This is a genomic window from Prevotella sp. AM34-19LB, assembly GCF_003468525.1.
Taxonomy (GTDB): domain Bacteria; phylum Bacteroidota; class Bacteroidia; order Bacteroidales; family Bacteroidaceae; genus Prevotella.
Map to the genome: position 1 here is coordinate 12,599 of NZ_QSIG01000020.1, position 26,415 is coordinate 39,013.

At 47.9% G+C, this 26,415-nt stretch carries 15 protein-coding genes, 1 tRNA gene and 7 pseudogenes; all 23 read left to right on the top strand.

The features are described from left to right. Positions 1 to 99 precede the first annotated feature (99 nt). Positions 100 to 2,281: pseudogene (recQ, locus tag DW830_RS07830) on the top strand (DNA helicase RecQ). A gap of 103 nt (positions 2,282 to 2,384) precedes the next feature. Continuing rightward, on the top strand, positions 2,385 to 3,869 hold the full coding sequence (gene guaB, locus DW830_RS07835; RefSeq protein ID WP_117662332.1) for an IMP dehydrogenase: 1,485 nt from the start codon (positions 2,385 to 2,387) through the stop codon (positions 3,867 to 3,869). Positions 3,870 to 3,885: 16 nt separating this feature from the next. Further along, a pseudogene (locus DW830_RS07840) lies at positions 3,886 to 5,314 on the top strand (peptidylprolyl isomerase). Positions 5,315 to 5,342: 28 nt separating this feature from the next. After that, entirely contained in the window at positions 5,343 to 6,797 is a 1,455-nt protein-coding gene (locus tag DW830_RS07845) for a peptidylprolyl isomerase (protein ID WP_119249487.1), read from the top strand. Next, positions 6,794 to 8,621: pseudogene (locus tag DW830_RS07850) on the top strand (OstA-like protein). Before DW830_RS07845 ends, DW830_RS07850 begins: the two are co-directional and overlap by 4 nt. A gap of 16 nt (positions 8,622 to 8,637) precedes the next feature. Then, on the top strand, positions 8,638 to 10,515 hold the full coding sequence (gene mutL / locus DW830_RS07855; protein ID WP_119249488.1) for a DNA mismatch repair endonuclease MutL: 1,878 nt from the start codon (positions 8,638 to 8,640) through the stop codon (positions 10,513 to 10,515). Positions 10,516 to 10,607: 92 nt separating this feature from the next. Beyond that, complete coding sequence (locus tag DW830_RS07860) at positions 10,608 to 11,513, top strand: OmpA family protein (RefSeq protein WP_119249489.1); 906 nt, start codon at positions 10,608 to 10,610, stop codon at positions 11,511 to 11,513. Positions 11,514 to 11,671: 158 nt separating this feature from the next. After that, positions 11,672 to 11,749: transfer RNA gene (locus tag DW830_RS07865), tRNA-Val, on the top strand. 130 nt (positions 11,750 to 11,879) lie between these two features. Next, positions 11,880 to 13,226: an adenylosuccinate lyase gene (purB, locus tag DW830_RS07870; protein WP_089544979.1), complete on the top strand. Its 1,347-nt coding sequence runs from the start codon at positions 11,880 to 11,882 to the stop codon at positions 13,224 to 13,226. A gap of 117 nt (positions 13,227 to 13,343) precedes the next feature. After that, positions 13,344 to 14,835: pseudogene (locus DW830_RS07875) on the top strand (pseudouridine synthase). 18 nt (positions 14,836 to 14,853) lie between these two features. Continuing rightward, positions 14,854 to 16,281 (top strand): asparagine--tRNA ligase, encoded by a 1,428-nt coding sequence (gene asnS / locus DW830_RS07880; RefSeq protein WP_119249490.1) that lies wholly within the window; start codon positions 14,854 to 14,856, stop codon positions 16,279 to 16,281. Positions 16,282 to 16,370: 89 nt separating this feature from the next. Further along, a pseudogene (gene trpS, locus DW830_RS07885) lies at positions 16,371 to 17,455 on the top strand (tryptophan--tRNA ligase). A gap of 26 nt (positions 17,456 to 17,481) precedes the next feature. Next, positions 17,482 to 18,767 (top strand): annotated as a pseudogene (locus tag DW830_RS07890) (MATE family efflux transporter). A gap of 255 nt (positions 18,768 to 19,022) precedes the next feature. After that, on the top strand, positions 19,023 to 19,202 hold the full coding sequence (locus tag DW830_RS07895) for a tetratricopeptide repeat protein (RefSeq protein ID WP_089544974.1): 180 nt from the start codon (positions 19,023 to 19,025) through the stop codon (positions 19,200 to 19,202). A 77-nt stretch (positions 19,203 to 19,279) separates the two neighbouring features. Continuing rightward, positions 19,280 to 19,510 carry a 4Fe-4S binding protein gene (locus DW830_RS07900; protein WP_089544973.1) on the top strand — a complete coding sequence of 77 codons (231 nt, stop codon included), beginning with the start codon at positions 19,280 to 19,282 and terminating at the stop codon, positions 19,508 to 19,510. 3 nt (positions 19,511 to 19,513) lie between these two features. Beyond that, on the top strand, positions 19,514 to 20,596 hold the full coding sequence (locus DW830_RS07905) for a 3-methyl-2-oxobutanoate dehydrogenase subunit VorB (protein ID WP_119249491.1): 1,083 nt from the start codon (positions 19,514 to 19,516) through the stop codon (positions 20,594 to 20,596). Then, positions 20,593 to 21,357: a thiamine pyrophosphate-dependent enzyme gene (locus tag DW830_RS07910; protein ID WP_119249492.1), complete on the top strand. Its 765-nt coding sequence runs from the start codon at positions 20,593 to 20,595 to the stop codon at positions 21,355 to 21,357. Before DW830_RS07905 ends, DW830_RS07910 begins: the two co-directional genes overlap by 4 nt. Before the next feature lie 5 nt (positions 21,358 to 21,362). After that, the gene (locus DW830_RS07915; RefSeq protein ID WP_119249493.1) at positions 21,363 to 21,911 is read left to right on the top strand and encodes a 2-oxoacid:acceptor oxidoreductase family protein; all 549 of its coding nucleotides are present in this window, start codon (positions 21,363 to 21,365) and stop codon (positions 21,909 to 21,911) included. 80 nt (positions 21,912 to 21,991) lie between these two features. Further along, positions 21,992 to 24,000, top strand: a pseudogene (locus tag DW830_RS16915) (family 20 glycosylhydrolase). A gap of 42 nt (positions 24,001 to 24,042) precedes the next feature. Then, on the top strand, positions 24,043 to 24,246 hold the full coding sequence (locus tag DW830_RS07925) for a hypothetical protein (RefSeq protein WP_118312271.1): 204 nt from the start codon (positions 24,043 to 24,045) through the stop codon (positions 24,244 to 24,246). A 9-nt stretch (positions 24,247 to 24,255) separates the two neighbouring features. Continuing rightward, entirely contained in the window at positions 24,256 to 24,399 is a 144-nt protein-coding gene (locus DW830_RS15820) for a hypothetical protein (protein WP_158573456.1), read from the top strand. Positions 24,400 to 24,899: 500 nt separating this feature from the next. Then, positions 24,900 to 25,259 (top strand): AAA family ATPase, encoded by a 360-nt coding sequence (locus DW830_RS16470; protein ID WP_233544432.1) that lies wholly within the window; start codon positions 24,900 to 24,902, stop codon positions 25,257 to 25,259. Positions 25,260 to 25,269: 10 nt separating this feature from the next. Further along, entirely contained in the window at positions 25,270 to 26,250 is a 981-nt protein-coding gene (locus tag DW830_RS07930; RefSeq protein WP_233544433.1) for an ATP-binding protein, read from the top strand. Positions 26,251 to 26,415 lie beyond the last annotated feature (165 nt).

Sequence of the window (26,415 nt, forward strand, 5' to 3'; positions counted from 1 at the left end):
GGCAAGCATCATTCTTTGTAAATATCATCAAATCAGTTGGGAGAGAATCCCGGCTGATTTCTATATACCATATAAAGACATATAAAATTAAAGTTGGATATGACGGAACAGGTAAATCTTACAGAACAGTTGAAACATTATTTCGGTTTCGATTCGTTTAAAGGCGAGCAGGAATCTATCATCAGGAACTTGATGGATGGCAACGATACGTTTGTATTGATGCCTACTGGTGGTGGCAAGAGCTTGTGTTATCAGCTTCCATCCTTGATCATGGATGGAACAGCTATTGTTATCTCACCACTGATTGCCCTGATGAAGAATCAGGTGGATGTAATCAATGGAATGAGCGAAGACGATGGCGTGGCTCACTATCTGAATTCATCTCTGAACAAATCGGCCATTGAGAAAGTGAAGAGCGACATATTGAGTGGCAAGACCAAACTCCTCTATGTGGCACCGGAATCTCTGACCAAGGAAGATAATGTAGAGTTCTTGAAGACCATCAAAATCTCTTTCTATGCCGTGGATGAGGCACATTGTATCTCTGAGTGGGGACATGATTTCCGCCCAGAGTACCGACGCATACGCCCTATCATCAACGAAATAGGCAAGGCACCGGTCATTGCCCTTACGGCAACGGCTACCGACAAGGTGCGTACAGACATCAAGAAAAACCTCGGCATCGTGGATGCCAGGGAATTCAAAAGTTCCTTCAACCGTGCGAATCTCTTCTACGAGGTGCGCCAGAAGAGTAATGACATCGATCGCCAGATTATCATGTTTATCCGTCAGCATCCAGGTAAGAGTGGCATCATCTATTGTCTGTCCAGAAAGAAGGTGGAAGAACTGGCTGAAGTACTCAAGGCTAACGATATCAAGGCTGCTCCTTATCATGCAGGTCTGGATTCTGCAACCCGTTCGCAGACTCAGGACGACTTCCTGATGGAGCGTATCGATGTCATCGTGGCGACTATCGCCTCGGTATGGGTATTGACAAGCCGGATGTAAGATTTGTCATCCACTATGATATTCCAAAGAGTCTGGAAGGTTACTATCAGGAGACCGGTCGTGCCGGACGCGATGGAGGAGAAGGTATCTGCATCGCTTTCTATGCACGCAAGGATTTGAGAAAACTGGAGAAATTCATGGAGAACAAACCTGTGGCAGAACAGGATATCGGCCGACAGCTCCTGCAGGAGACTGCCGCATACGCTGAATCATCTGTCTGCCGCCGCAAGATGCTGCTCCATTATTTCGGAGAAGAATATGATGTGGAAAACTGCCACAATTGCGACAACTGTCTGCATCCTTCCGTGAAGTTTGAGGCTAAAGAAGCCTGGTAGTGGTTTTGGAGGCTGTGGCTGCCGTGAAGGAAAACTTCCGTCAGGAGTATATCATCGATTTCGTGAAAGGCCGTGCCACCGACGACATCGTTTCCCACAAGCACGACAACCTGGAAGAGTTTGGTGCCGGTGAGGATATGGATGCCAAGGTATGGAATCCGGTAATCCGCCAGGCATTGATAGCCGGTTATCTCAAGAAGGATGTAGAGAACTACGGACTCTTGAAGTTGACAGCTGCCGGCAAGCGTTATCTGAAAAACCCGACATCTTTCATGATCGTTGCCGACAAGGAGTTTAAGGACGATTATGTAGAGAGTGCTCACGAAGGCAGTAACAACGGAGAAGCACTGGATCCAACGCTCTTTGCCATGTTGAAAGACCTGCGCAAGAGTGTGGCGAAAAAGCGCAAGTTGCCACCATATGTCATCTTCCAGGATGTATCTCTGGAGCAGATGGCTACCATGTATCCGCACGACTTGCAGGAGTTGCAGAACATCCAGGGCGTGGGAGCCGGTAAGGCAAAGCGTTATGGCAAGGAATTCTGTAAGCTGATCCAGAACTATTGTGTAGAAAATGAAATCGAGCGACCAGAGGAGTTGCGCGTGAAGACCGTTGCCAAGAAGTCATTGCTCAAGGTGAATATCATCCAGAGCATCGACCGACAGATTGACCTCGAAGATCTTGCCAGCGCCAAAGGTTTGGAGTTTGCTGATCTTCTGGACGAAATCGAGGCAATCGTGTATAGCGGAACCAAGTTGAATATCGATTATTTCATCGAAGACAGGATGGATGACGACAAGATTGACGACATCTATGACTACTTCATGGAGAGCGAAACAGACGACTTGGATGCGGCACTCGATGAGTTGGATGAAGACTACACAGAAGAGGACATTCGACTGATTAGAATCAAGTTTTTGTCCGAACAAGCCAACTAATCACGTTAAATAGCATTAATAAGGTAAGATTTTCGTAAAAAGCGAACTCTATCTGAGAAATTATTGCTAAATTTGCACGCAATAAATTTTTAAAGGTTACAATATGTCATCATTTGTTGCAGATAAAATTGTAATGGACGGTCTCACTTACGACGACGTCCTTCTGATCCCTGCTTATTCAGAGGTACTACCAAAACAGGTAGAGTTGAAAACCAAGTTCTCTCGTAACATCGAGTTGAACGTTCCATTCGTTACAGCAGCGATGGACACCGTTACCGAGGCTTCAATGGCGATTGCTATCGCCCGCGAAGGTGGTATTGGTGTCATCCACAAGAACATGACCATCGAGGAGCAAGCTCGTCAGGTGGCTATCGTGAAGCGTGCTGAGAATGGTATGATTTATGACCCTGTCACCATCCGTCGTGGCAGTACAGTGAAGGATGCGCTGGATATGATGCACGACTATCATATCGGTGGTATTCCAGTGGTGGATGACGAGAATCATCTCGTTGGTATCGTGACCAACCGTGACCTTCGTTTCGAGCGTCACATGGACAAGAAGATTGATGAGGTAATGACCAGCGAGAACCTGGTTACCACTCACATTCAGACCGACTTGGTTGCCGCAGCTTCCATCTTACAGGAGAACAAGATTGAGAAGCTCCCTGTAGTTGATAATGAGAATCGCTTGGTAGGTTTGATCACTTACAAGGACATCACCAAGGCTAAGGACAAGCCAATGGCTTGCAAGGATGCCAAGGGTCGCCTTCGCGTGGCTGCCGGTGTTGGTGTTACAGTTGATACCTTGGACCGTGCCAAGGCTCTGGTTGAGGCTGGTGCTGATGCCATCGTTATTGATACTGCTCATGGTCACTCTAAGGGTGTTGTCGAGAAGCTCAAGCAGGTAAAGGCTGCCTTCCCACAGGTAGATGTAGTAGTAGGTAACGTTGCTACCGGCGAGGCTGCCAAGTATTTGGTAGAGAATGGCGCTGATGGCGTAAAGGTAGGTATCGGTCCTGGTTCTATCTGTACTACCCGTGTCGTTGCCGGTGTAGGTGTGCCTCAGTTGAGTGCTGTTTATGATGTATATTCTGCCTTGAAGGGTACAGGCGTTCCTTTGATTGCCGATGGCGGTTTGCGCTATTCTGGTGACGTAGTGAAGGCTCTGGCTGCTGGTGGTAGCTGCGTAATGATCGGTTCATTGGTAGCTGGTACTGAGGAGAGCCCTGGCGATACTATCATCTTCAACGGCCGTAAGTTCAAGAGCTACCGCGGTATGGGTTCTCTCGAGGCTATGGAGCAGAAGAATGGTTCTAAGGACCGTTACTTCCAGGGTGATACCAAGGATGCCAAGAAGCTTGTACCAGAGGGTATCGCAGGTCGTGTTCCTTACAAGGGAACTGTACAGGAGGTTATCTACCAGTTGATTGGTGGTTTGCGTTCTGGTATGGGTTACTGTGGTGCTGCTACTATCGAGAACTTGCACAACGCTAAGTTTGCCCGCATTACAAATGCCGGCGTATTGGAGAGCCATCCACATGATATCACTATTACCAGTGAGGCTCCTAATTACAGCCGCCCAGAATAATTATTTGAAAAGTAATATGAGATTTTATGCGCTTTTTGCAGCTATGCTCCTTTCGGGGAGCATAGCTTTTGCTCAAAACGACGACCCTACTATCATGACTATCAATGGTCAGCCTGTCAGTCGTTCGGAATTTGAATATTCTTATAACAAAAACAATTCCGAGGGCGTGATTGACAAGAAGACAGTCAATGAGTATGTTGACCTATTTGTTAATTACAACTTAAGGTTTTGGCGGCATTGGATGCCCATATCGATACAACGGCTTCTTTCAAACAGGAGTTTCTGCAGTATCGTGACCAGCAGGTGCGTCCGGCGATGATCAGTTCGGGAGACGTGGAGGCGGAAGCGCAGAAAATATACGAAGAAGCAAAACAACGTGTCAGTAGGTCGGGTGGAATGGTTCATCCTGCCCACATATTGATCCGTTTGGGACAGAAAGCCTCTGCTGCAGACCAGGAAACGGCGCGACAGAAGCTCAATCTATCTATCAGGCTCTATGCAAAGGAGGCGATTTCGCCGGATATGCCAGAAAGTATTCTGATGACCAGGGTTCTGCCGTCAAGGGTGGAGATATCTCCTGGATATCAAGAGGGCAGACGGTGAAGACTTTTGAGGATGCTGCGTTCTCACTCAAGGTGGGAGAAATCAGCAAGCCAATCCTCTCGGAGTTTGGCTATCACATCATCAAGCTGATGGGAAAGCAGGACTTCTATCCTTATGATTCGGTGAAGAACGATATCCTTCGTTTCATCGATGCCAAGGGAATCAGAGAAAGAATCATCAACGAAAAGTTGGATTCCATTGCCAGGACGTTGCCTGCGGGAAGTGACCGTGAAACCGTCTTGGATCAGAAAGCTTCAGAATTGTCGGCTCACGACAAGAATCTGAAATATCTCATGCAGGAGTATCACGACGGATTGCTGCTCTATGAAATCAGCAACCGGATGGTATGGGAGAAAGCGGCGAATGATGAACAGGCACAAGCTGCTTATTTTGCCAAGAACAAGAAGAAATACAGATGGGAGCATCCCCGCTTCAAGGGTATTGCTTACCATACAAAGGATGCTGCCGACGTGGCAGCGGTCAAGAAATGTGTAAAGGGTAAGCCTTTTAGCCAATGGGCAGAGTTGCTTCGAAGGAAGTTTAATGCCGATTCGGTGGTGCGTGTCCAGGTGGAGGAAGGAATCTTCAAGAAGGGAGATCATCCTGTAGTGGATTCACTGGTGTTCAAGACAAGCGCCAAGGTAGAGAAGGTTAAAGGATATCCTTACGATGCTACATTCGGAAAAATTCTCAAAAAGGGACCTAAGGAATACACGGATGTGAAAGCCTGGGTGATAGCCGACTATCAGGACCAGCTGGAGAAGGAATGGGTGGCAACATTAAGAAAGAAATATCAGTTTGTGGTGTACCCTGAGGTATTAGCCACGGTAAACAAACATTAAACATAAAATTCAAGCAGAATACAGATCTATGAAGACTGGATATAAAATGAGTCTGGCGTTTATCGCATTGCTCCTTATCATGGGCATGAGCGCAAGCGCCTCACGTATGGGCATGAGTCGCCATGCTTCGGTTGCCGACAGTGATTCGGCAAAGTTGGAAGCGGTGAACGACTCGCAGTCAATCGACCCGGGAAGTATTGTTGACGAGGTGATCTGGGTAGTTGGAGATGAGGCTATCCTCAAGTCTGACGTCGAGGTTACCCGCTTGCAGTCGGAGGCAGATGGCATCAAGTTCGTCGGCGATCCAGACTGTTCTATTCCTGAGCAGATTGCCGTGCAGAAACTTTTCCTGCACCAGGCTGCCATCGACAGTATCGAGGTGTCTGAGTCGGAAGTCATGCAGGGCATCGACGACCAGATCAACTACTGGGTTTCCATGATTGGATCCCGTGAGAAGCTGGAGGAATACCGCAAGCAGAGCATCACCCAGATGCGCCAGCAGATGCATGATGATTTCAAGAACCGCCAGCTCATCCAGAAGATGAAGCAGGAACTGGTGAAGGATATTAAGGTTTCTCCTGCGCAGGTACGTAAGTATTTCAACAACTTGCCTACGGATAGTATTCCATTCGTTCCTACAGAGGTGGAGGTAGAGATCCTGACCATGCAGCCTCGTATTCCGATGGAAGAAATCAGCCGTGTGAAGAACCAGTTGCGTGACTTCACCGACCGCGTGAACAAGGGTGAGACAACTTTCGCTACTTTGGCTCGTATGTACAGTGAAGACCCGGGTTCAGCCCGAATGGGTGGTGAGATGGATTATATCGGACGTGGTATGTTGGATCCTGCATTTGCCAATGTAGCATTCAACCTGACCGACCCAAAGAAGATTTCCAAGATTGTGGAGTCTGAGTTCGGTTATCACATCATCCAGTTGATTGATAAGCGAGGTGACAAGATCAAGTGCCGTCATATCCTGCTCAAGCCAAAGGTTTCACAGGAGGCTATCGACAAGTCAATCGGTCGTCTGGATTCCATCGGTAATGATATCCGTGCCAAGAAGTTTACCTTCGAGGCAGCCGTAGAGGCATTATCTGATGATAAGGATACCCGTAACAACAAGGGATTGATGGCAAATACAGCCCAGGCAGACAACCGTACCTCTAAGTTCCAGATGAAGGATCTTCCTACAGAGGTGGCACGTGTGGTAGATACCATGAAGGTAGGTCAGATTTCTGCACCTTTTACCATGGTCAATACCAAGGGCAAGACTACCTGCGCCCTGATCAAGTTGGTGAGCAGGGTAGAGGGTCATAGAGCTACCATTACTGAAGATTTCCAGGTAATGAAGGATGTCGTCCTTGCCAAGGAAAGAGAAAAAACGTTGCATGACTGGGTGGTTGACAAGATTAAGAAAACCTACGTTCGTATGAACGATCGCTACAAGAATTGCAATTTTGAATATCAAGGTTGGGTTAAATGATCAATAACAAGCAACATAATATTAACAAGAACGGGCATAGAATCTTTTTCATATTGATTCTATGCTATTTGGGTTTTGTCTGGTGCAGGCTATGCAGGCACCTAGGAAGAAACACAAGAAGCGCCCGGAGGGTGAGAGAGTCTATCTTCTTCACGCCGATGAGCTGCGCTACGATATGTTTGGCAGAAACCCTGATGCCCAGATTGTAAAGGGCAAGGTTTCGTTCATGCACCAGGGAGGTCATCTCACCTGCGACAGTGCCTATTTCTATCAGGGTACCAACTCTGTGAAGGCTTTCGGTCATGTGCATTACCGTCAGGGTGATACCTTGTCGCTTACCTGCGAGAGGGCTGAATATGATGGTATGATGCAGATGATGCATGCCCGCAGGAATGTGGTGCTGCACCATCGCAGACAGACCCTGAAGACGGACAGTCTGGATTTTGACCGTCTGTATAACATGGCGAACTTCTTTGACGGAGGTACGCTCATCGACGGTAAGGACCGACTGGTTTCCGACTGGGGAGAATATCATACCGAGACCCGAGAGGCAAAGTTTGTCTTCAATGTGAAGTTGCGCAGTGGTAAGGATGTGGTTACCACCGATACCTTGTATTATGACGTTCCAACCTCTACCGCCCACATGGTGGGACCTTCCAAGATAGTTTCCGGTTCCAGCGTGGTGCATACGGCAGATGGTTATTATGATACCAAGACCGATAAGGCTAAGCTCTTCGGCCGTTCTACCTTGGTGGATAAGGATAAGTCGATTACCGGTGACAGTCTCTACTATGTCAAGAATGGCGAGAGCACGGGTTATGGCAATGTGGTGTATGTGGATAAGAAGAATAAGAATTCTCTTACCTGCAACTATCTCCGTTATAATGAGAAGACGGGAATGGGATTCGCTACCAAGCGACCTGTAGCCATCGACTATTCTCAGAAAGATACGTTGTGGATGCATTCAGATACCATGCGCATTTATACTTTCAATATCAACACAGATTCGGTATATCGCAAGGTGCATGCCTATCCGCATGTCCGTGCTTTCCGCAACGACATGCAGGCTATCTGCGATTCCCTGGTTTTCAATTCCAAGGATTCCTGTATGACGATGTATAAGGATCCTGTTATCTGGAATGCCAACCGGCAGATGCTCGGTGAGGAAATCAGAGCTATATGGCAGACTCCACCATCCGCTTTGCCCATGTCATCGGTCAGGCTCTCTCTATCGAACAGATGCCGGACAGCGTACATTATAATCAGATTACTTCTTCTGAAATGAAATCCTATTTCGAAAAAGGAGAAATGAAGATGACGGAAGCAATCGGCAATGTGCAGACGGTCTATTATATGACCAACGACAAGGACAGTTCCCTGGTGGGACTCAACTATCTGGAGACCGATACCATGCGTATGTATCTGGGAGCAGCCAGAAAGTTGGATAAGATCTGGACCAATAAGTTCACCAGTACCATGTATCCGATTACCCAGGTTCCGCCAGCCAAGTATAAGTTACCTAACTTTGCGTGGTTTGAGGACCTCCGACCAACGGATAAGAATGATATTTTTGTATGGCGTGGCAAGTCGAGTGGCACGGAGTTGAAATCCATCAAGCGCCATGAGGCACCTTTGCAGTCCCTGAAGAAGGAACCGCTCAAGGAGGATAAGGAGAAGGCTGAAGCTGAGACTGCATCTGGGAAAACAGACAAGGAGGCATCCAAGAGTGCATCCAAGACAGCTCCTAAGAAAACTGTTCGTGCAGCTTCCAGAAAAACCTCAAAGGTTGCGCCAAAAGTTACCAAGAAAAACAAACGTAAATAAAAAAAAAGAAACGACGATGAGTGATGTCATCCAACTTTTACCAGATTCTGTTGCCAATCAGATAGCAGCAGGAGAAGTGATACAGCGACCAGCTTCTGTCATCAAGGAGCTGGTGGAGAATGCTGTTGATGCCGGCGCCAGGAATATTCAGGTGGTCGTGGTGGATGCGGGTCGCACCAACATCCAGGTCATTGATGATGGCAAGGGAATGTCGGAGACGGATGCCCGCCTTGCCTTTGAGCGCCATTCCACCTCTAAGATCCGTAAGGCAGACGATCTCTTTGCCCTCCGTACGATGGGATTCCGAGGAGAGGCTTTGGCTTCTATCGCTGCCGTGGCACAGGTGGAACTCAAGACCCGTCAGGAATCTGACGAGATAGGTACCCTCGTAGCCATATCGGGTTCCCGGTATGAGCGTCAGGAACCTTGTGCCTGTCCTGTGGGAACCAACTTTTCTGTGAGCAATATCTTCTACAATGTTCCTGCCCGCCGTAAATTCCTGAAGTCGAATTCTACCGAGCTCAATAACATCCTTACCGCTTTTGAGCGCATTGCCTTGGTGAATCCGCAGATTTCGTTTACCCTGCACAGCAATGGCACAGAAGTGTTCAATCTTCGTGCTGCCAATCTGCGCCAGCGTATCCTGGATGTGTTTGGCAAGAAGTTCAATCATGATCTCTTGCCCGTCAATGTAGAGACAACCATGTGCAAGGTTTCCGGATTTGCCGGCAAACCGGAGGCTGCCCGCAAGAAGGGAGTGCATCAGTTCTTCTTTGTGAACGGCAGATACATGAAGCATCCTTATTTCAACAAGGCGGTGATGGCGGCTTACGACCGCTTGATTCCAGTAGGAGAGCAGGTGCCTTACTTCCTCTATTTCGAGGTGGATCCTAAGGATATCGATGTGAACATCCATCCTACCAAGACCGAAATCAAGTTTGAGAATGAGCAGGCTATCTGGCAGATTCTCTCGGCTGCCGTGAAGGAGAGCATCGGTATGTTTAATGATGTACCTACCATCGACTTCGATACCGAGGATAAGCCGGAAATCCCGATGTTCAATCCGGAAGAGATTCCTTCGGCATCGGCTCCGAAGATCAGCGTCAATCCGGGATATAATCCTTTTAAGACTCGTCCTACTACTACGGCGAAGCCTGTTGGAGCCAGTTTCCCTGGACCTTCCAGTACCAAACCGGAGATAGACCAGAACTGGGAACAGCTTTACGAGGGGTTGAAAGACCAGGATGAACAGCAGCATACGATGGAACTCTTTGATGAGCCCGAGCAGGCTACTGCTGCAGGTACTACTGCTAGCAGTATTATAGCCGAGAAGTCGCCATCCCATTATCAGTATAAAGGCAAGTATATCATGACCGCCGTGAAATCGGGATTGATGATCATCGACCAGCATCGTGCCCATGTGCGTATCCTGTTCGAACAGTATCTCAAGCAGCTTGCCGAGCGCACCTTCCATTCCCAGAAGGTTCTCTTCCCGGAAGTAGTGCAGTTCCCGATGTCGGAGAAGGTAATCTTCGAAAAGATCTTGCCGGAAATGAACGGGATGGGATTTGAATTGGAAGATCTGGGAGGTGGCAGCTATGCCGTCAACTCCGTACCTGCAGGTCTGGAAGGAATGAATCCGGTAAGACTGGTGCAGGATATGGTATCCAGTGCGGTGGAGAAAGGAGTCTCAGCCATGGATGAAATCAACCATGCCCTGGCTCTTTCGCTTGCCCGTCATGCTGCGATACCGCACGGACAGGTGTTGAGCAATGAGGAGATGGAAGGATTGGTCAATGGACTTTTCGCCTGCGAGAATGTGAACTATACTCCTGATGGCAAGTCGGTGCTCTGCATCCTCCAGCAGCAGGAGATAGAGCATCTTCTGGGGTAGTTGCTTCCATCATCAAGGAATGCTATATGTAATATCGAAGACTGCTATATATAATAAGGTGTAGTTAAACTGAAAGTTAAAAATAGAAAGGTATGAAAAAGATATTAGCTTTGCTGGCTTTGGCCAGTGTTTCTATGGGAGGTTTTGCTCAGGACGTGGTTCCTGAAGAAAAATATAGTATTGCCACCAATTCTTTTTTCAGTAATTGGTTCGTGCAGGCTGGTTTGGACTGGAATGCATGGTATTCTGCCGAAGAGAGAGGACACGATCTGTCGAAGAGTCCTTTCAAGAAGTTCCGCAGCAATCCGGGCATCTCCCTGGCTTTCGGTAAATGGTTTACGCCAGGTATCGGTCTTCGTACCAAGATTCAGGGATTCTGGGGAAAGAAGGTGGATGCCGACTGGAACGAGGATACCAACGAGGGCAATGGCAATAAGTATTGGGTAGCCAATGAGCAGGTGATGTTCAACCTGACCAACCTTTTCAAGGGTTATAAGGAAGAGCGCGTCTGGAACATGATGGCGTTTGCCGGTGCCGGTGTGGGCCGCTCGATGACTCACGACAACTATGCCATGAATTACAGTCTGGGTCTTCATTCGGCATGGAAGGTGGCAGATAAGGTGCAGCTTTTCGCTGAGGCTGGTCTGAATACCTTCGATCATAATATTGATAATTGTGCAGGAAGTGCCTCCCAGTCTTGGACCCGCCGATGCAAGAATTACTATTTAGAACTAGGTGTTACCTACAATCTGGGCTCTTCCCGTTGGAGAAAGGCTCCAGATATGGATATTGTTGATACGCTTCACCAGTCGGAACTGGATGCCCTGAATGCTGCTTTGGAAGATGCCAATGCAGAAACCGAGCGTTTGAGAGGACTCTTGGAGAAAAAACAGGCAGGAGAGAAGGATTCTGAGCATGCTATCGACGAGGATCCTGCAGATTCCGTAGATATTCCAGCTGATTCTGGAGATGCTCCTGCAGATTCTGTGGAACAGTAAGTTTTGGCAAAAAGGCCAAATCATCCTATATAAAGGGCATTTTTCCCCGTGGAAAATGCCTTTTTTCATGTTTTTTCAACGAAAATGAAAAAAAAGTAGGAAAAAGTTTGGTGGAATCAAATATTTGTAGTACCTTTGCAACCGCTTACGAAAAGTAAGGGCGCTTAGCTCAGCTGGTTTAGAGCATCTGCCTTACAAGCAGAGGGTCGGCGGTTCGAATCCGTCAGCGCCCACCAAGTTAAAAGGTCTTTCAATAATCATTGAAAGACCTTTTTTGTTTTAATTAAAGCTAAATAATTCTCAGTTTTTCTGTTTTCTCGTAGGAATTCATTAACTTTGCACCCTATATAAATAATACGTATTGTTATGAATTTAGATTTATTGACTGCCATATCACCTATAGATGGTCGTTACAGGGGAAAAACAGAGCAACTCGCTAACTACTTTTCAGAGTATGCTCTCATCCGTTATCGTGTTCGAGTAGAGATAGAGTATTTCATTACTTTATGTGAGTTACCATTGCCACAGCTGGCTTCTTTCGATCAGTCGCTGTTTGAGCGTTTGCGTGACATCTATCGTAATTTCAACGAGAACGATGCTCAGCGTGTGAAAGACATTGAGAAGGTTACCAACCACGATGTGAAAGCTGTTGAGTATTTCATCAAGGAAGAGTTTGACAAGATTGGTGGCTTGGATGCCTACAAGGAGTTTATCCACTTCGGTTTGACATCTCAGGACATCAACAACACCAGTGTGCCTCTTTCTGTGAAGGAAGCTTTGGAGGAGTGCTTCTACCCTCAGGTAGAAGAGCTGATTGCCCAGCTTCAGACTTATGCTGATGAGTGGAAGGATGTACCTATGCTGGCTAAGACTCATGGTCAGCCTGCTTCTCCTACCCGTTTGGGCAAGGAAATCATGGTTTATGTATATCGTCTTACCGAGCAGCTTGATTCATTGAAGGCTTGCAAGTTTACTGCTAAGTTCGGTGGAGCTACCGGTAATTACAATGCTCATCATGTAGCTTATCCTGAGTATGACTGGAAGGCTTTCGGCAACAAGTTCGTCAGCGAGAAGCTGGGCTTGGAGCGTGAGCAATATACTACTCAGATCAGCAACTATGATCATCTGGGTTCCATCTTTGATGCCATCCGCAGAATCAACACCATCATCATTGACTTGGACCGTGACTTCTGGATGTACATCTCTATGGATTACTTCAAGCAGAAGATCAAGGCTGGTGAGGTAGGTTCCAGTGCCATGCCACACAAGGTGAACCCTATCGATTACGAGAATAGTGAGGGTAATCTCGGTATTGCCAATGCCATCCTCCAGTTCCTGGCACAGAAGCTCCCGGTTAGCCGTCTGCAGCGTGACCTTACCGATAGTACCGTACTCCGTAACATTGGTGTGCCTCTCGGTCATAGCGTCATCGCCATCCAGAGCACATTGAAGGGCTTGCGTAAGCTTATCCTCCATGAGGAGAAGTTGCAGGAAGACTTGAATAATACTTGGGCAGTAGTAGCTGAGGCTATCCAGACCATCCTTCGTCGTGAGGCTTATCCACATCCATACGAGGCATTGAAGGCGCTCACCCGCACCAATACCCATATGACTGAGGAAACCATTCATGAGTTTATCAAGGGCTTGAATGTAAGCGATAGCGTGAAGGCCGAATTGATGGCTATCACTCCAAGCAATTACACGGGTATCTAATCAAAAAGCAGTTTCCCTAACGGGCAGCCAAGGATATATTAAGACATATCATATATAAAATAATTAATAATAATAGATTTATTAACCCGGCCGTGAGGCTTTTATATTGAATAATTTATGGATTCAGAGTTCGAAAACAAACCACAGAGTCAATCGTCAGAGAGCGAGAACACCCGAGAGGGCTTCAACGCAGGCGGTTATCAGAAGAGTTATCGTAGTGTAGGTCGCACACAGCGTCCACGTATTAACAGTCATCGCCCATCATTCAACAGCGATAGAAGTAGCAGTAGTAGCGAGGGTGGCTTCCGTCCAGAAGGCTTCGGAGCTGGCTTGCAGAGCAGCTCTAGCAGCGAGCGTCCACAGCGCAGCAGCTATGGTAGCAGCCGTAGCAGCTATGGCAGCCGTCCACAGCAGGGTGGCTACAACAGCCGTGGTGGCTATAACAGCAACCGTGGTGGCGGTTATGGTCGTCCTCAGCCGGGAGGCTACGGCAGCCGTCCCACAGCAGGGTGGCTACAATAGTCGTCCTCGTTTCAATAATAATGCAGAAGGTGACGATCAGCATCCATCAACTGGTGGCTATCAGCCACGTCAGCAGGGTGGTTACAATGGTCGCCCTCAGCAGGGAGGCTATGGCAGCCGTCCTCAGCATGGCGGTTACAACAGCCGTCCTCAGCATGGTGGCTACAACAGCAACCGTGGTGGTTATGGTCGTCCTCAGCAGGGTGGTTACAATAGCAACCGTGGTGGCGGCTATGGTCGTCCACAGGGTGGTGGCTATGGCAACAACCGTGGTGGTGGCTTCCGTCAGCACACTCCAGGATACGATCCAAATGCTAAGTATAGCATGAAGAAGCGTATCGAATACAAGGAGGAGAATATCGACCCAACAGAGCCATTGCGCTTGAATAAGTTCCTTGCCAATGCTGGTGTATGCTCTCGCCGTGAGGCTGATGAGTTCATCCAGGCTGGTCTCGTAACTGTCAATGGTCAGGTAGTTACCGAGTTGGGTACCAAGATTCTTCGCACCGACGAGGTGAAGTTTCATGATGCAGTAGTATCTTTGGAGAAGAAGGTATATGTATTGCTCAACAAGCCAAAGGATTACGTGACAACCAGCGATGATCCTCAGCAGCGCAAGACTGTGATGGACCTCGTAAAGGATGTATGCCCTGAGCGTATCTATCCTGTAGGTCGTCTCGACCGTAACACAACAGGTGTACTCCTGTTGACCAACGATGGTGACCTGGCTTCTAAGCTGACTCACCCTAAGTTCTTGAAGAAGAAGGTATATCACGTACACCTCGACAAGAACCTCACTGCTCACGATATGCAGCAGATCAGCGAGGGTATCACTTTGGAAGATGGCGAGATCAAGGCAGATGCAGTAGCTTATGCTGACGAGCGCGACAAGTCACAGGTAGGTATCGAGATTCACAGCGGCAAGAACCGTATCGTTCGCCGTATCTTCGAGAGTCTCGGCTATCGTGTAACCAAGCTCGACCGTGTACAGTTTGCAGGTTTGACCAAGAAGAATCTCCGTCGCGGTGACTGGCGCTTCCTTACAGAGAAGGAAGTAGATATGCTCCGCATGGGTGCTTTTGAATAAGAAACATTAATATTAACAATGGAAAAAGTAAAAAGAACTAAAGTCGTTGACTTGCTCAAGAGCACTGCTTACGACTCAATCGTGAATGTTAAGGGATGGGTTCGTACCCATCGTAGTAGCAAAGCAGTCGATTTTATCGCTCTTAACGATGGTTCTACTATTAATAATATTCAGATAGTAGTCGACCCATCAAAGGTCGATGAGAATCAGCTCCGTCAGATTACCACTGGTGCCTGCATCAGCGTAGTAGGTACCTTGGTAGAGAGCCAGGGTGCCGGTCAGAGCGTTGAGATTCAGTGCGAAAGCATCGAAATCTACGGTCTCTGCGGCAGCGACTATCCTATGCAGAAGAAGGGACAGAGCTTCGAGTACATGCGTCAGTATGCTCACCTCCGTCTCCGTACCAATACCTTTGGTGCTGTGATGCGCATCCGCCACAACATGGCGATGGCTATCCATACTTACTTCCACGAGCATGGATATTTCTACTTCAATACTCCGCTCATCACTGCCAGCGACTGTGAGGGTGCAGGTCAGATGTTCCAGGTAACAACCAAGAACCTCTACAACCTGAAGAAGACTGAGGATGGCAAGATCGACTACTCTGATGATTTCTTCGGCAAGCAGACTTCATTGACTGTTTCTGGTCAGTTGGAGGGTGAGCTGGGTGCCACAGCACTCGGTGCCATCTATACCTTCGGTCCTACTTTCCGTGCAGAGAACAGTAACACTCCTCGCCACCTGGCTGAGTTCTGGATGGTTGAGCCAGAGGTTGCTTTCCTGGATATGGACGGTTTGATGGAGCTGGAGGAAGACTTCATCAAGTATTGTATCCGTTGGGCACTTGAGCATTGCAAGGACGACCTCGCTTTCTTGAACAAGATGATTGACAAGGGCTTGATCGCTCGCCTGGAGGGTGTATTGAATTCCGACTTCGTTCATCTCCCATATACCGAGGGTATCCGTATCCTGCAGGAGGCTATCGCCAACGGCAAGAAGTTCGAGTTCCCATGCGAGTGGGGTGATGACCTGGCTTCAGAGCACGAGCGCTTCCTCGTAGAGGAGCACTTCAAGCGCCCAGTCATCATGACCAACTATCCAAAGGCTATCAAGGCATTCTATATGAAGATAGACGAGGAGGAGAGCGGCTTTGGTGGCAAGAGCGGTCAGACCGTTCAGGGTACCGACGTACTGTTCCCACAGATTGGTGAGATTATCGGTGGTTCTGTCCGTGAGGAGAGCTATGACAAGCTGATGGGTGAGATTGAGGACCGCAACATCCCTATGAAGGATATGAGCTGGTATCTCGATACCCGTAAATATGGTTCATGCCCACACGCAGGTTTCGGTCTCGGTTTCGAGCGTCTGATTCTCTTCGTAACCGGTATGCAGAACATCCGTGACGTGATTCCATTCCCACGTACACCAAAGAATGCAGAGTTCTAATCTTCGTTGATATCAACGAACAAGAATATAAGATAAGCGAGGCTTCTTTTTCAGAGGTCTCGCTTTTAAAAATATAAAATCGTAAGAAAATGGGAAAGATTATATTGACGGGCGACCGTCCTACAGGTAAACTTCACCTGGGTCACTACATCGGTTCCTTGCAGCGCCGAGTACAGCTTCAGAATGCTGGTGACTTTGACAGAATGTTCGTATTCATGGCAGACGTTCAGGCTTTGACAGATAACGCTGACAATCCTGAGAAGATTCGCCAGAACATTACAGAGGTAGCACTCGATTATCTTTCTGCGGGTCTCGATCCACAGAAGTGTACACTCTATATCCAGAGTATGATTCCGGAGTTGGCTGAGTTGACTACCTACCTGATGAACCTCATCTCTGTATCTCGTGTTCAGCGTAACCCAACCGTGAAGACTGAGATCAAGATGCGTAACTTCGAGGCAAACATTCCTCTCGGTTTCTTCTGCTATCCTGTGAGCCAGGCTGCCGATATCACCGCTTTCAAGGCTACAACCGTGCCTGCCGGTGAGGACCAGGAGCCAATGCTGGAGGTAACCCGTGAGTTGGTTCGTCGCTTCAATCAGACTTATGCGCCTGTATTGGTAGAGCCAGAGATTCTGCTCCCAGAGATTGCCTGCTGCCGTCGCCTCCCTGGAACCGATGGTAAGGAGAAGATGAGCAAGAGTCTCGGCAACTGTATCTACATGAGCGATGACGAGAAGACCGTTTGGAAGAAGGTGAAGAAGATGTCTAACGGTGAGCCACGCATGAGCATGGAAGAGCCAGGACATCTGGAGGCAATGCCGTGTTCACCTATCTGGAGGCATTCTCTACTCCTGAAGACTTCGCAGAGTTCTGGCCTGAGTTCAAGACTTTGGATGAGTTGAAGGAGCAGTATGTGAAGGGTGGTATCGGTGATGGCACCTGCAAGAAGTTCCTGAACAGTGTGATCAACAAGATGCTCGACCCAATCCGTGCCCGCCGTCATGAGTTTGAGCAGGATATTCCTGAGGTATTCAATATCCTGAAGAAGGGTAGCGAGGATGCCCGCGAGTTTGCAGCCCAGACTATGGACGAGGTTCGCAAGGCTATGCGTATCGACTACTTCAGCGATGCTGCCTATATTGAGGAGCAGGCTGCGAAGTTCAGAATTTAATACTTATCACTTAAGCGCTGGAATAAGTGAATAAACGAATATTGCAATTAGCGGTACCGTCGATAATATCCAATATCACGGTACCGCTTTTGGGTTTGGTGGATGTCGCCATCGTCGGACATATCGGCGATGCGGCGTATATCGGAGCCATTGCCGTTGGCTTGATGCTCTTCAATGTCATCTACTGGCTCTTCGGATTTCTGAGGATGGGAACCAGCGGAATGACCTCGCAGGCATTGGGAAGGAGAGACTTTGCCGAGGTGGTGAGACTCCTGGTCCGCTCCCTGGGTATTGGCGTGGGGATAGGACTCCTGTTCTTTATCCTTCAGAAATGGATCATCGGATGCGGACTGTGGGCGGTGTCGCCGGATGCGGATGTCGTGGAACTGGCTCGCAGATACTGCTATGTCTGCATCTGGGGAGCCCCCGCCGTGCTCGGACTCTATGGATTCACGGCTGGTATATCGGTATGCAGAATACCCGTATTCCGATGGTGGTATCGCTCTCTCAGAATGTGGTGAACATCGTAGCCTCTCTGGTACTCGTCTTCGTCTGCAGGATGACGGTAGAAGGTGTGGCGCTTGGAACGGTCATCGCCCAATGGTGGGGATTTCTGATGGCTTGCGTGCTCTATCGGCTCTACTATCGCCGGTTGGGCAAGTATGATTATCGTCAGCATCTCTTTGCTTCAGAACCGTTGAAGCGATTCTTCTCCTTGAACAGAGACATCTTTCTCCGTACAGTATGTCTGGTGGCTGTAAACCTCTTCTTTACGGCAGCCGGTTCCAGGGAGAGTACGCTGGTGCTGGCAGTGAATACCCTGCTGATGACGCTCTTTACCATCTTCTCTTATTTCATGGATGGTTTTGCGTATGCGGCAGAGGCGTTGAGCGGCAAGTATTATGGAGCCGGAAACAGGGAGGCGTTCCGGGAAGTGGTGAAGCGGACGATGGGCTTCGGCGTCGTGGTGGCGATTCTTTTCACCTTATTATATATAGTGGGTGGAGAAAACTTTCTCTCTTTGTTGACCAGCGACAGGCAGGTGGTGGCGGCTGCGGGAGAGTATCTGGGATGGGCGGTGCTTATTCCGCTGGCAGGTATGTCGGCATTTGTCTTCGATGGCATTTTTGTGGGCATCACCCAGTCGAAGTCTATGCTTTGTTCTACCGCTGTAGCTTCTGCTTCATTCTTCGGAATGTATTTTGCCCTTCATCCTTTGCTGGGCAATCACGCCCTCTGGCTGGCTTTTATCCTCTACCTTGTTTTACGAGGTACCGTATTGTTCTACATCTATCGCAAAAAACTGCGATAGGTGTAGAATGGAAAACTACGATAGTTGTAGAACGGATGTAGAATGAAAAACTACAAAAAGTGTTGAATGATGTTATATAGTATATAATACTAGAAATAATGCACATCAATCCCCAAAAATTGCACACTTGAAATATAGTGTGCGCAGTTTATGTAAAAACTACATTAATTTAGTTTAAAACTTACGCTTTTATTCTTTTTCTTAGCATAATTTTCGTACTTTCGCAGAATAAAACATTAAAATATAAAGAGTAAAATGACAGCAGAAGAATATTATCAGGAAGGAAATGCCTGGCGAAAGCAAGGCGACTTCAAGCGTGCCCTTGACAGCTATATGGAGGCGATAGCTCTTGATCCCGAGAGTCCTGCCGTGGCAGCCAAGGAGATGCTGGATGATATCATGAGCTTTTATTGCAAAGACTACTACAATCCATAGCAATTTATTGGGGACAGCAGCAGTTTTGGTTACTCCAGGGAAGAATGATAATATAAGAAAAAGAAAATATATAGAATATGAGCAAAATTAAAGGGGCCATTGTGGTCGATACGGAGCGTTGCAAAGGATGCGCACTCTGTGTAGAAGCTTGTCCTCAAGATGTCATCGCATTGGCTTTGAAGAAGGTCAATGTGCATGGCTATCGCTATGTTGAGGCTGTCAATGCCGATGCGTGTGTGGGTTGTACCTCGTGCGCCATCGTCTGCCCTGACGGCTGCATCACTGTTTATCGTAAGAAGGAGGACTAAACAATGGCAAATCAAGAAGTAACATTAATGAAAGGCAATGAGGCGATAGCCCATGCCTGTATCAGATGTGGTGCGGATGGCTTCTTCGGCTATCCTATCACACCTCAGAGTGAGATTATAGAGACGCTGGCTCTGCTCAAGCCTTGGGAGACATCGGGAATGGTGGTTCTGCAGGCTGAGAGTGAGGTGGCGGCTATCAATATGGTATATGGTGGCGCCGGCGCCGGTAAGCGTGTCATCACTACCTCATCCAGTCCGGGTGTGGCTTTGATGCAGGAGGGTATCTCCTATATGGCTGGTGCTGAGATTCCGGGTGTCTTCGTCAACGTGCAGCGTGGCGGTCCGGGACTGGGTACCATCCAGCCATCTCAGAGTGACTATTTCCAGGCTACCCGTGGTGGTGGTAACGGCGACTACAACGTCATCGTGCTGGCTCCTGCATCGGTTCAGGAGATGGCAGACTTCGTAGATCTCGCCTTCAACCTCGCCTTCAAGTATCGCAATCCGGCGATGATTTTGAGCGATGGCGTGATCGGACAGATGATGGAGAAGGTGGTTCTGCCACCTGTGAAGCCTCGCCGCACCGAAGAGGAAATTGCCAAGGAATGCCCTTGGGCTTCTATCGGACGTCCGAAGACCCGAAAGCCGAACATCATCACCTCTCTCGAACTCAAGCCTGAGGTCATGGAGGAGCGCAATATCGCCCTTCAGGAGAAGTATCAGAAGATTCGTGACAACGAAGTAAGATATGAGATGGAGCAGATGGAGGATGCCGACTATGTAATCGTAGCCTTCGGTAGTGCGGCACGCATCACCGAGAAGAGCATCGAGAGTGCCCGGGAACAGGGTATCAAGGTGGGTCTCTTCCGTCCTATCACCCTCTGGCCTTTCCCTGAGAAGGAAATCCATGAACTGGCAAAGACCAAGAAGGGATTCCTTGTAGCTGAAATCAATGCCGGTCAGATGGTGCAGGATGTACGCCTGGCTGTGAATGGACAGGCTCCAGTAGAGCACTTCGGTCGCCTGGGCGGCATTGTGCCGGAGCCGGAGGAAATCGTTGAAGCATTAAAGAAGTTAATAAAATGAATGATATAATTTCACCAGAGAATCTGGTATATAAGAAGCCTGTGCTGATGAACGATACCCCGATGCACTATTGCCCGGGTTGTTCGCATGGCGTAGTTCATAAGCTCGTTGCCGAGGTCATCGAGGAGATGGGCATGGAGGATAAGGCTGTGGGCGTTTGTCCGGTGGGCTGTGCCGTCTTCGCTTACCGCTATTTGGATATCGACTGGCAGGAGGCTGCCCATGGTCGTGCTCCTGCAGTGGCTACGGGTATCAAGCGTATGTGGCCAGACCGTCTCGTCTTCACCTATCAGGGTGATGGCGACCTGGCGTGCATCGGTACCTGCGAGACCATCCACGCCCTGAACCGTGGCGAGCATATTGCCATTATCTTCATCAACAATGCCATCTATGGTATGACCGGTGGACAGATGGCTCCAACCACTTTGCTGGGTCAGAAGACCGCTACCTGTCCTTACGGACGAGAGGCTGATCTTCATGGTTATCCACTGAACATCACCGAACTTGCCAGCCATCTGCAGGGTACCTGCTATGTAACCCGCCAGAGTGTGGAGACCGTGGCAAGCATCAAGAAGGCAAAGAAGGCAATCCGCAAGGCGTTCGAGGCAAGTATGCAGGGCAAGGGTTCCAGCCTGGTAGAGATTGTTTCTACCTGCAACAGCGGCTGGAAGCTCTCACCTGTTGAGGCAAACAAGTGGATGGAAGAGAACATGTTTAAGCAGTATCCTAAGGGCGACCTGAAGGATACAACAAATTTGTAAGAACAATGAAGACAGAAATCATTATATCCGGTTTTGGTGGTCAGGGCGTCCTTTCGATGGGAAAGATCCTGGCTTACTCAGGACTGATGGAGGACAAGGAGGTGACCTGGATGCCTGCTTATGGTCCGGAACAGCGTGGTGGTACAGCCAATGTAACGGTCATCGTGAGCGACAGCCGCATCTCTTCGCCAATCCTGAGTCATTACGATGTTGCCATCGTGCTCAACCAGCCATCGCTCGATAAGTTTGAGCCGAAGATTAAGCCAGGTGGCATCCTGATTTATGATGGCTATGGCGTGATGAATCCTCCACAGCGCAAGGACATCACCATCTATCGTATCGATGCGATGGACAAGGCTGCCGAGATGAAGAATTCGAAGGTGTTTAACATGATTGTTTTGGGCGGACTGCTGAAGGTTTGCCCAGTGGTGAGCACCGATGGTTTGAATAAGGCACTCTTCAAGTCGTTGCCAGAGCGTCATCATGGCCTGATTCCATTGAATATGAAGGCAGTGGAAGAGGGTATGAAAATCATCGAGAAAGTAGAACGATAAGTTTCAAAATAGTACGCTAAGTTAGAGACAATAGGTCGATAGCTTAGCGGACTGATATTAATCATTTATAGATAAGCCGTATGACTAAAAAATCCAACTATCTATTATCCCTTTTCGGGGCTTTATTGCTTTCATCTCCGATTCAGGCTCAGAATCTGTTGCCAAAACCGCAGCAGGTTACGATGGGCAAGGGCGTGTTTAAAACCAGCGACGGTGTGAAAGTCGAAAACCAGGTAGGCGCTGATGCCGAGAATATCTATACCAAGGCATGGAATGCCAAGGTGAACGATGCTGCCAAGCGGGTGGTGAAGTTCACCAAGCTTGCCAACGCCTCTTCGCCGGAAGCATACAAGTTGCATGTGGCACCTGATGCCATTGAAATCAGTGCCGCCAGCAGCGAGGGTTTCCTCCGTGCCTGGCAAACTATGGAGCAGCTTACTACCAAGAAAGGCATTGCATGTTGCGACATCGTGGATGCTCCTGCCTACAAGTGGCGTGGCTTGATGCTCGATGTTTCGCGTCATTATTTCCCTATCTCCTTCCTCAAGAAGCAGATTGATGTGATGTCGGAGTATAAGTTCAACCGTCTCCATATCCATCTGACCGATGCTGCCGGATGGCGCATCGAAATCAAGCGTTATCCTCGACTTAACAACTTTGCTGCCTGGCGTCGGGTAAGTTATGGAAAGACTGGAATGCCAATGGCAACAAGTATCTGGAGCAGGGCAGCGAGGGTGCCGAGGGTGGTTACTATACCCAGGATGAACTCCGCGACCTGGTGAAATATGCTGCCGAGCGTGGCATCACCATCGTTCCGGAAATCGAGATGCCGGGTCATTCTGAGGAGGTGCTAACTGCCTATCCTGAGTTATCCTGTACCCATGAGCCTTACAAGCAGGCAGATTTCTGTCCGGGCAACATCGGAACCTACGATTTCCTGGAGAATGTCTTGAAGGAGGTGATGGATATCTTCCCTTCTCATTACATTCATGTGGGTGGCGATGAGGCTGCGAAGAAGTCATGGGGCAGTTGTGCACTCTGCCAGAAGAAGATGAAGGAGCTGGGCATCGACAACGTGGATGGATTGCAGGCTCATCTGATTTCCCACATGGGCAAGTTCCTGAACGAGCATGGCAGACAGCTCGTGGGCTGGGATGAGGTGATTGCCGGAAATCTCTCCAAGAATACCACCGTGATGGTTTGGCGTGGCACCGAACTGGCACACGAGGCGATCAAGCATGGCTACGACGTAGTGATGTCGCCGGGTGCTTACTGCTACTTCGATATGTATCAGGATGCGCCGGGCACCCAGCCTGTGGCAAATGGCGGTTTCATTCCTACCGAGAAGGTGTACAGCTACGTGCCGGGAAGCGATCTTCCTGAGGCAGAGCGCAATATGATTACCGGTGTTCAGGCGAACCTCTGGACCGAGCATATTCCTACTCCAGAGTATGCCGAGTACATGCTTTATCCTCGTGCCTTGGCTCTGGCTGAGATAGGATGGAACGGAACCAAGACCAAGAACTATCCTGAGTTCAAGACCCGTGCCCTGGCGCAGGTGGAACATCTGAAGGCTGAGGGCGTGAACCCATTCGACCTGAAGAAGGAGATTGGTGAGCGTAAGGAGAAGATGAAGCCGGTGCAGCACAAGGCTGTGGGTGCCAAGGTTACCTATAACCATAATTACAACCGCTACTATCCTGCGGCTGGCGAAAAGACGCTGGTGGATGGCAATATGGGCGGTTGGGCTCATGGCGACGGTCGCTGGCAGGGCTTTATCGGCAAGGATTGCTTCGATGTAACCATTGACCTCGGTAAATCTACCAAGATCAGCAGTGTAGGTACCGATTTCATGCAGAGCAGCGGTCCTGAGATTTTCTATCCTTCTCAATATACGGTATCAGTTAGTGAGGATGGCAAGAACTTCACCCAGGTATTCGACAAGAAGTATGAGTCGAGCAAGGAGCCGATTCTGAATTTCAAGACGCTTACCTGGAAGGGCAGCAAGACAGCCCGCTATATCCGTGTTCAGGCGAAGCCAAGCAGCTTCGGCGGCTGGCTGTTTGTTGATGAGATTATCGTGAAATAATACGCCCTGAACCAACGGTCACCGGCCGAAGGGAAAGTCATCATGTGTGTAGGTCAGGGAGCCTGGGAGGAAGAACTGCTCTACAGTACCCGTCAGATGGATGCCTTGCTCAAGGAGAAGAATGTCCCTGCCTGGGTAGACTACTGGGGACATGACATTGACCATGACTGGGCTTGGTGGCGCAAGCAGATTGTTTATTTCATGCAGCATCTTCTGACTGATTCAGAAGTGGACTATGTAATTTAGGAAATTGATATGATTGAGATTAGACATATTGAAGAGAAGGACCAGCAACAGTTGGCTGCCATGTATGAACGTCATGGCTTCAGGCATATTCCTCTGCGCCTTGGTGACTCAGGACATACCGCCACCACTATATTTATGCTCAAGGAGTTGTAGGACAACGTCTACGAATGTTGCCTCTTTAAATCACAACTGCAAAATAGAATCTCCAGAGAGAAATCGAGTAGCTTATGCTCCTTGGTTTCTCTCTTTTTTTTGTTTTGTTTGATCAGTTAAGTGACGTTTGGGATTTCAAATAGCGTTTTGAAAATACTTTTTTATACAAAATATGGCCTGAATTATTGGGTATTGACAGATGAGCAGTTTAACCGTTATTGTGATGCCTTGCGATGATGGGAAGCAACAGATGAGTGGAAAAACTGGGATATAGAAAATGGTGATGATGACTTTATTCACTGAGATCTGCAGGATATTTGGCAGTTGCTTGTTGAATTCGCGGAATTCGCGCGAATGAAAAGTGTGTTAAAAGCGTTAAAACTTGGAAAAACGGACAAAAATATGTGTAAATTCCTTGGAAAAACGGACAGAATATAGTACTTTTGTCTTGGAAAAACGGACAAAATGCATCCGTTTAATATTAGAAAAGAGGACAAAAAATGATTAAGCGTAAGATAGACAGATATTTAGCTGACTTTTTCGATACCCATAAGAAAGCGTTGATGTTGACAGGAGCAAGACAGATAGGAAAAACATATTCTATCCGTCGTTTCGGTCATGAACATTTTGAAAGATTCGTTGAAATCAATTTCATTGAAAATCCGGGTTTGGTAAAGGTCTTCAGCAAGGCGAAGAACTGTCAAGACATCTTATTGCGTCTCTCCACAGTGACCAGCCAGGATTTAATAAAGGGTAATACCCTTGTGTTTTTTGATGAAGTGCAGGAATGCCCGGAAATTGTAACTGCCATCAAGTTTTTGGTGGAGGAGGGGGAGTTATCGCTATATTTTAAGTGGTAGCTTATTGGGTGTGGAAATTAAGAATCTCCGTTCAGCTCCAGTGGGATATATGGATGTGAAAGATATGTATCCGCTTGATTTGGAGGAGTTTGCAACTGCCGTTGGTATCAACGATAGAATTATAGATGTTTTGAGGAAACATTTTACAGAAGGGACGTCTGTAGATGAATTCATCCATGAAAAGATGATGGAGGTATTCCGCCTTTATCTTATTGTAGGTGGAATGCCTGCAGCTGTTGATAAATATCTGACTACTAATAATCTGCAAGATGTAATGGCAGAGCAGCAGGCTATCATACGTCTTTATAAGCAGGATATAGCGAAATATGACCCTGACCATAAATTGTATATTCAAGAAATCTTTGACAGGATTCCTGCTGAGCTTGATGCCAAGAACAAGCGTTTCATATTGAAGAACCTGAATGAAAACATCAAGTTTTCACGTTATCGGAATAGTTTCTTGTGGTTGAAGGATGCTGGTGTTGCTCTGCCGGTATATAATGTTGAGGAGCCTACTGTGCCTTTGATTTTGTCGAGCTCCCGAAACTTATTCAAACTGTTTATGGCTGACATTGGTCTTTTGGCATGTCTTTATGCAGATGGCATTCAGCTGAAGATTTTGGATAACGAACCGTCCATCAACTTTGGTTCGATATATGAGAATGCGGTGGCACAAGAACTCTGGGCGCATGGTTTCCAGCTGTATTATTATAACAACAAGCGGCAGGGTGAACTGGATTTTGTGATAGAGCAAGATGGTGAGGTGTTGCCTTTAGAGGTTAAATCGGGCAAGGATTATGAGCGTCACAAAGCGCTTACGAATGTGATGAACTCTACAACCTATCAGATTTCAAAAGCCTATGTGTTGTGTAACGATAATGTGAAGAAGGTGGGAAAAATCACTTATCTCCCTATTTATATGCTGATGTTTATCAAGAATGAACAGAAACTTCCTACCCAATACACCCTTGATTTAAGCGGACTGGTTTAAGGAGTTGGTTTAACTAACCTTTAAATTTTGGAGTACCTTTTGATTGTGAGAATTGGTACGAAAGAAACAACTGAAGAATGGATGAGTAGGGATGATGTAGATGGGGAAGGTGACAACAAACTAAAAGCGTAAACCTGATTTTACTTAGGCTTACGCTTTTGCATG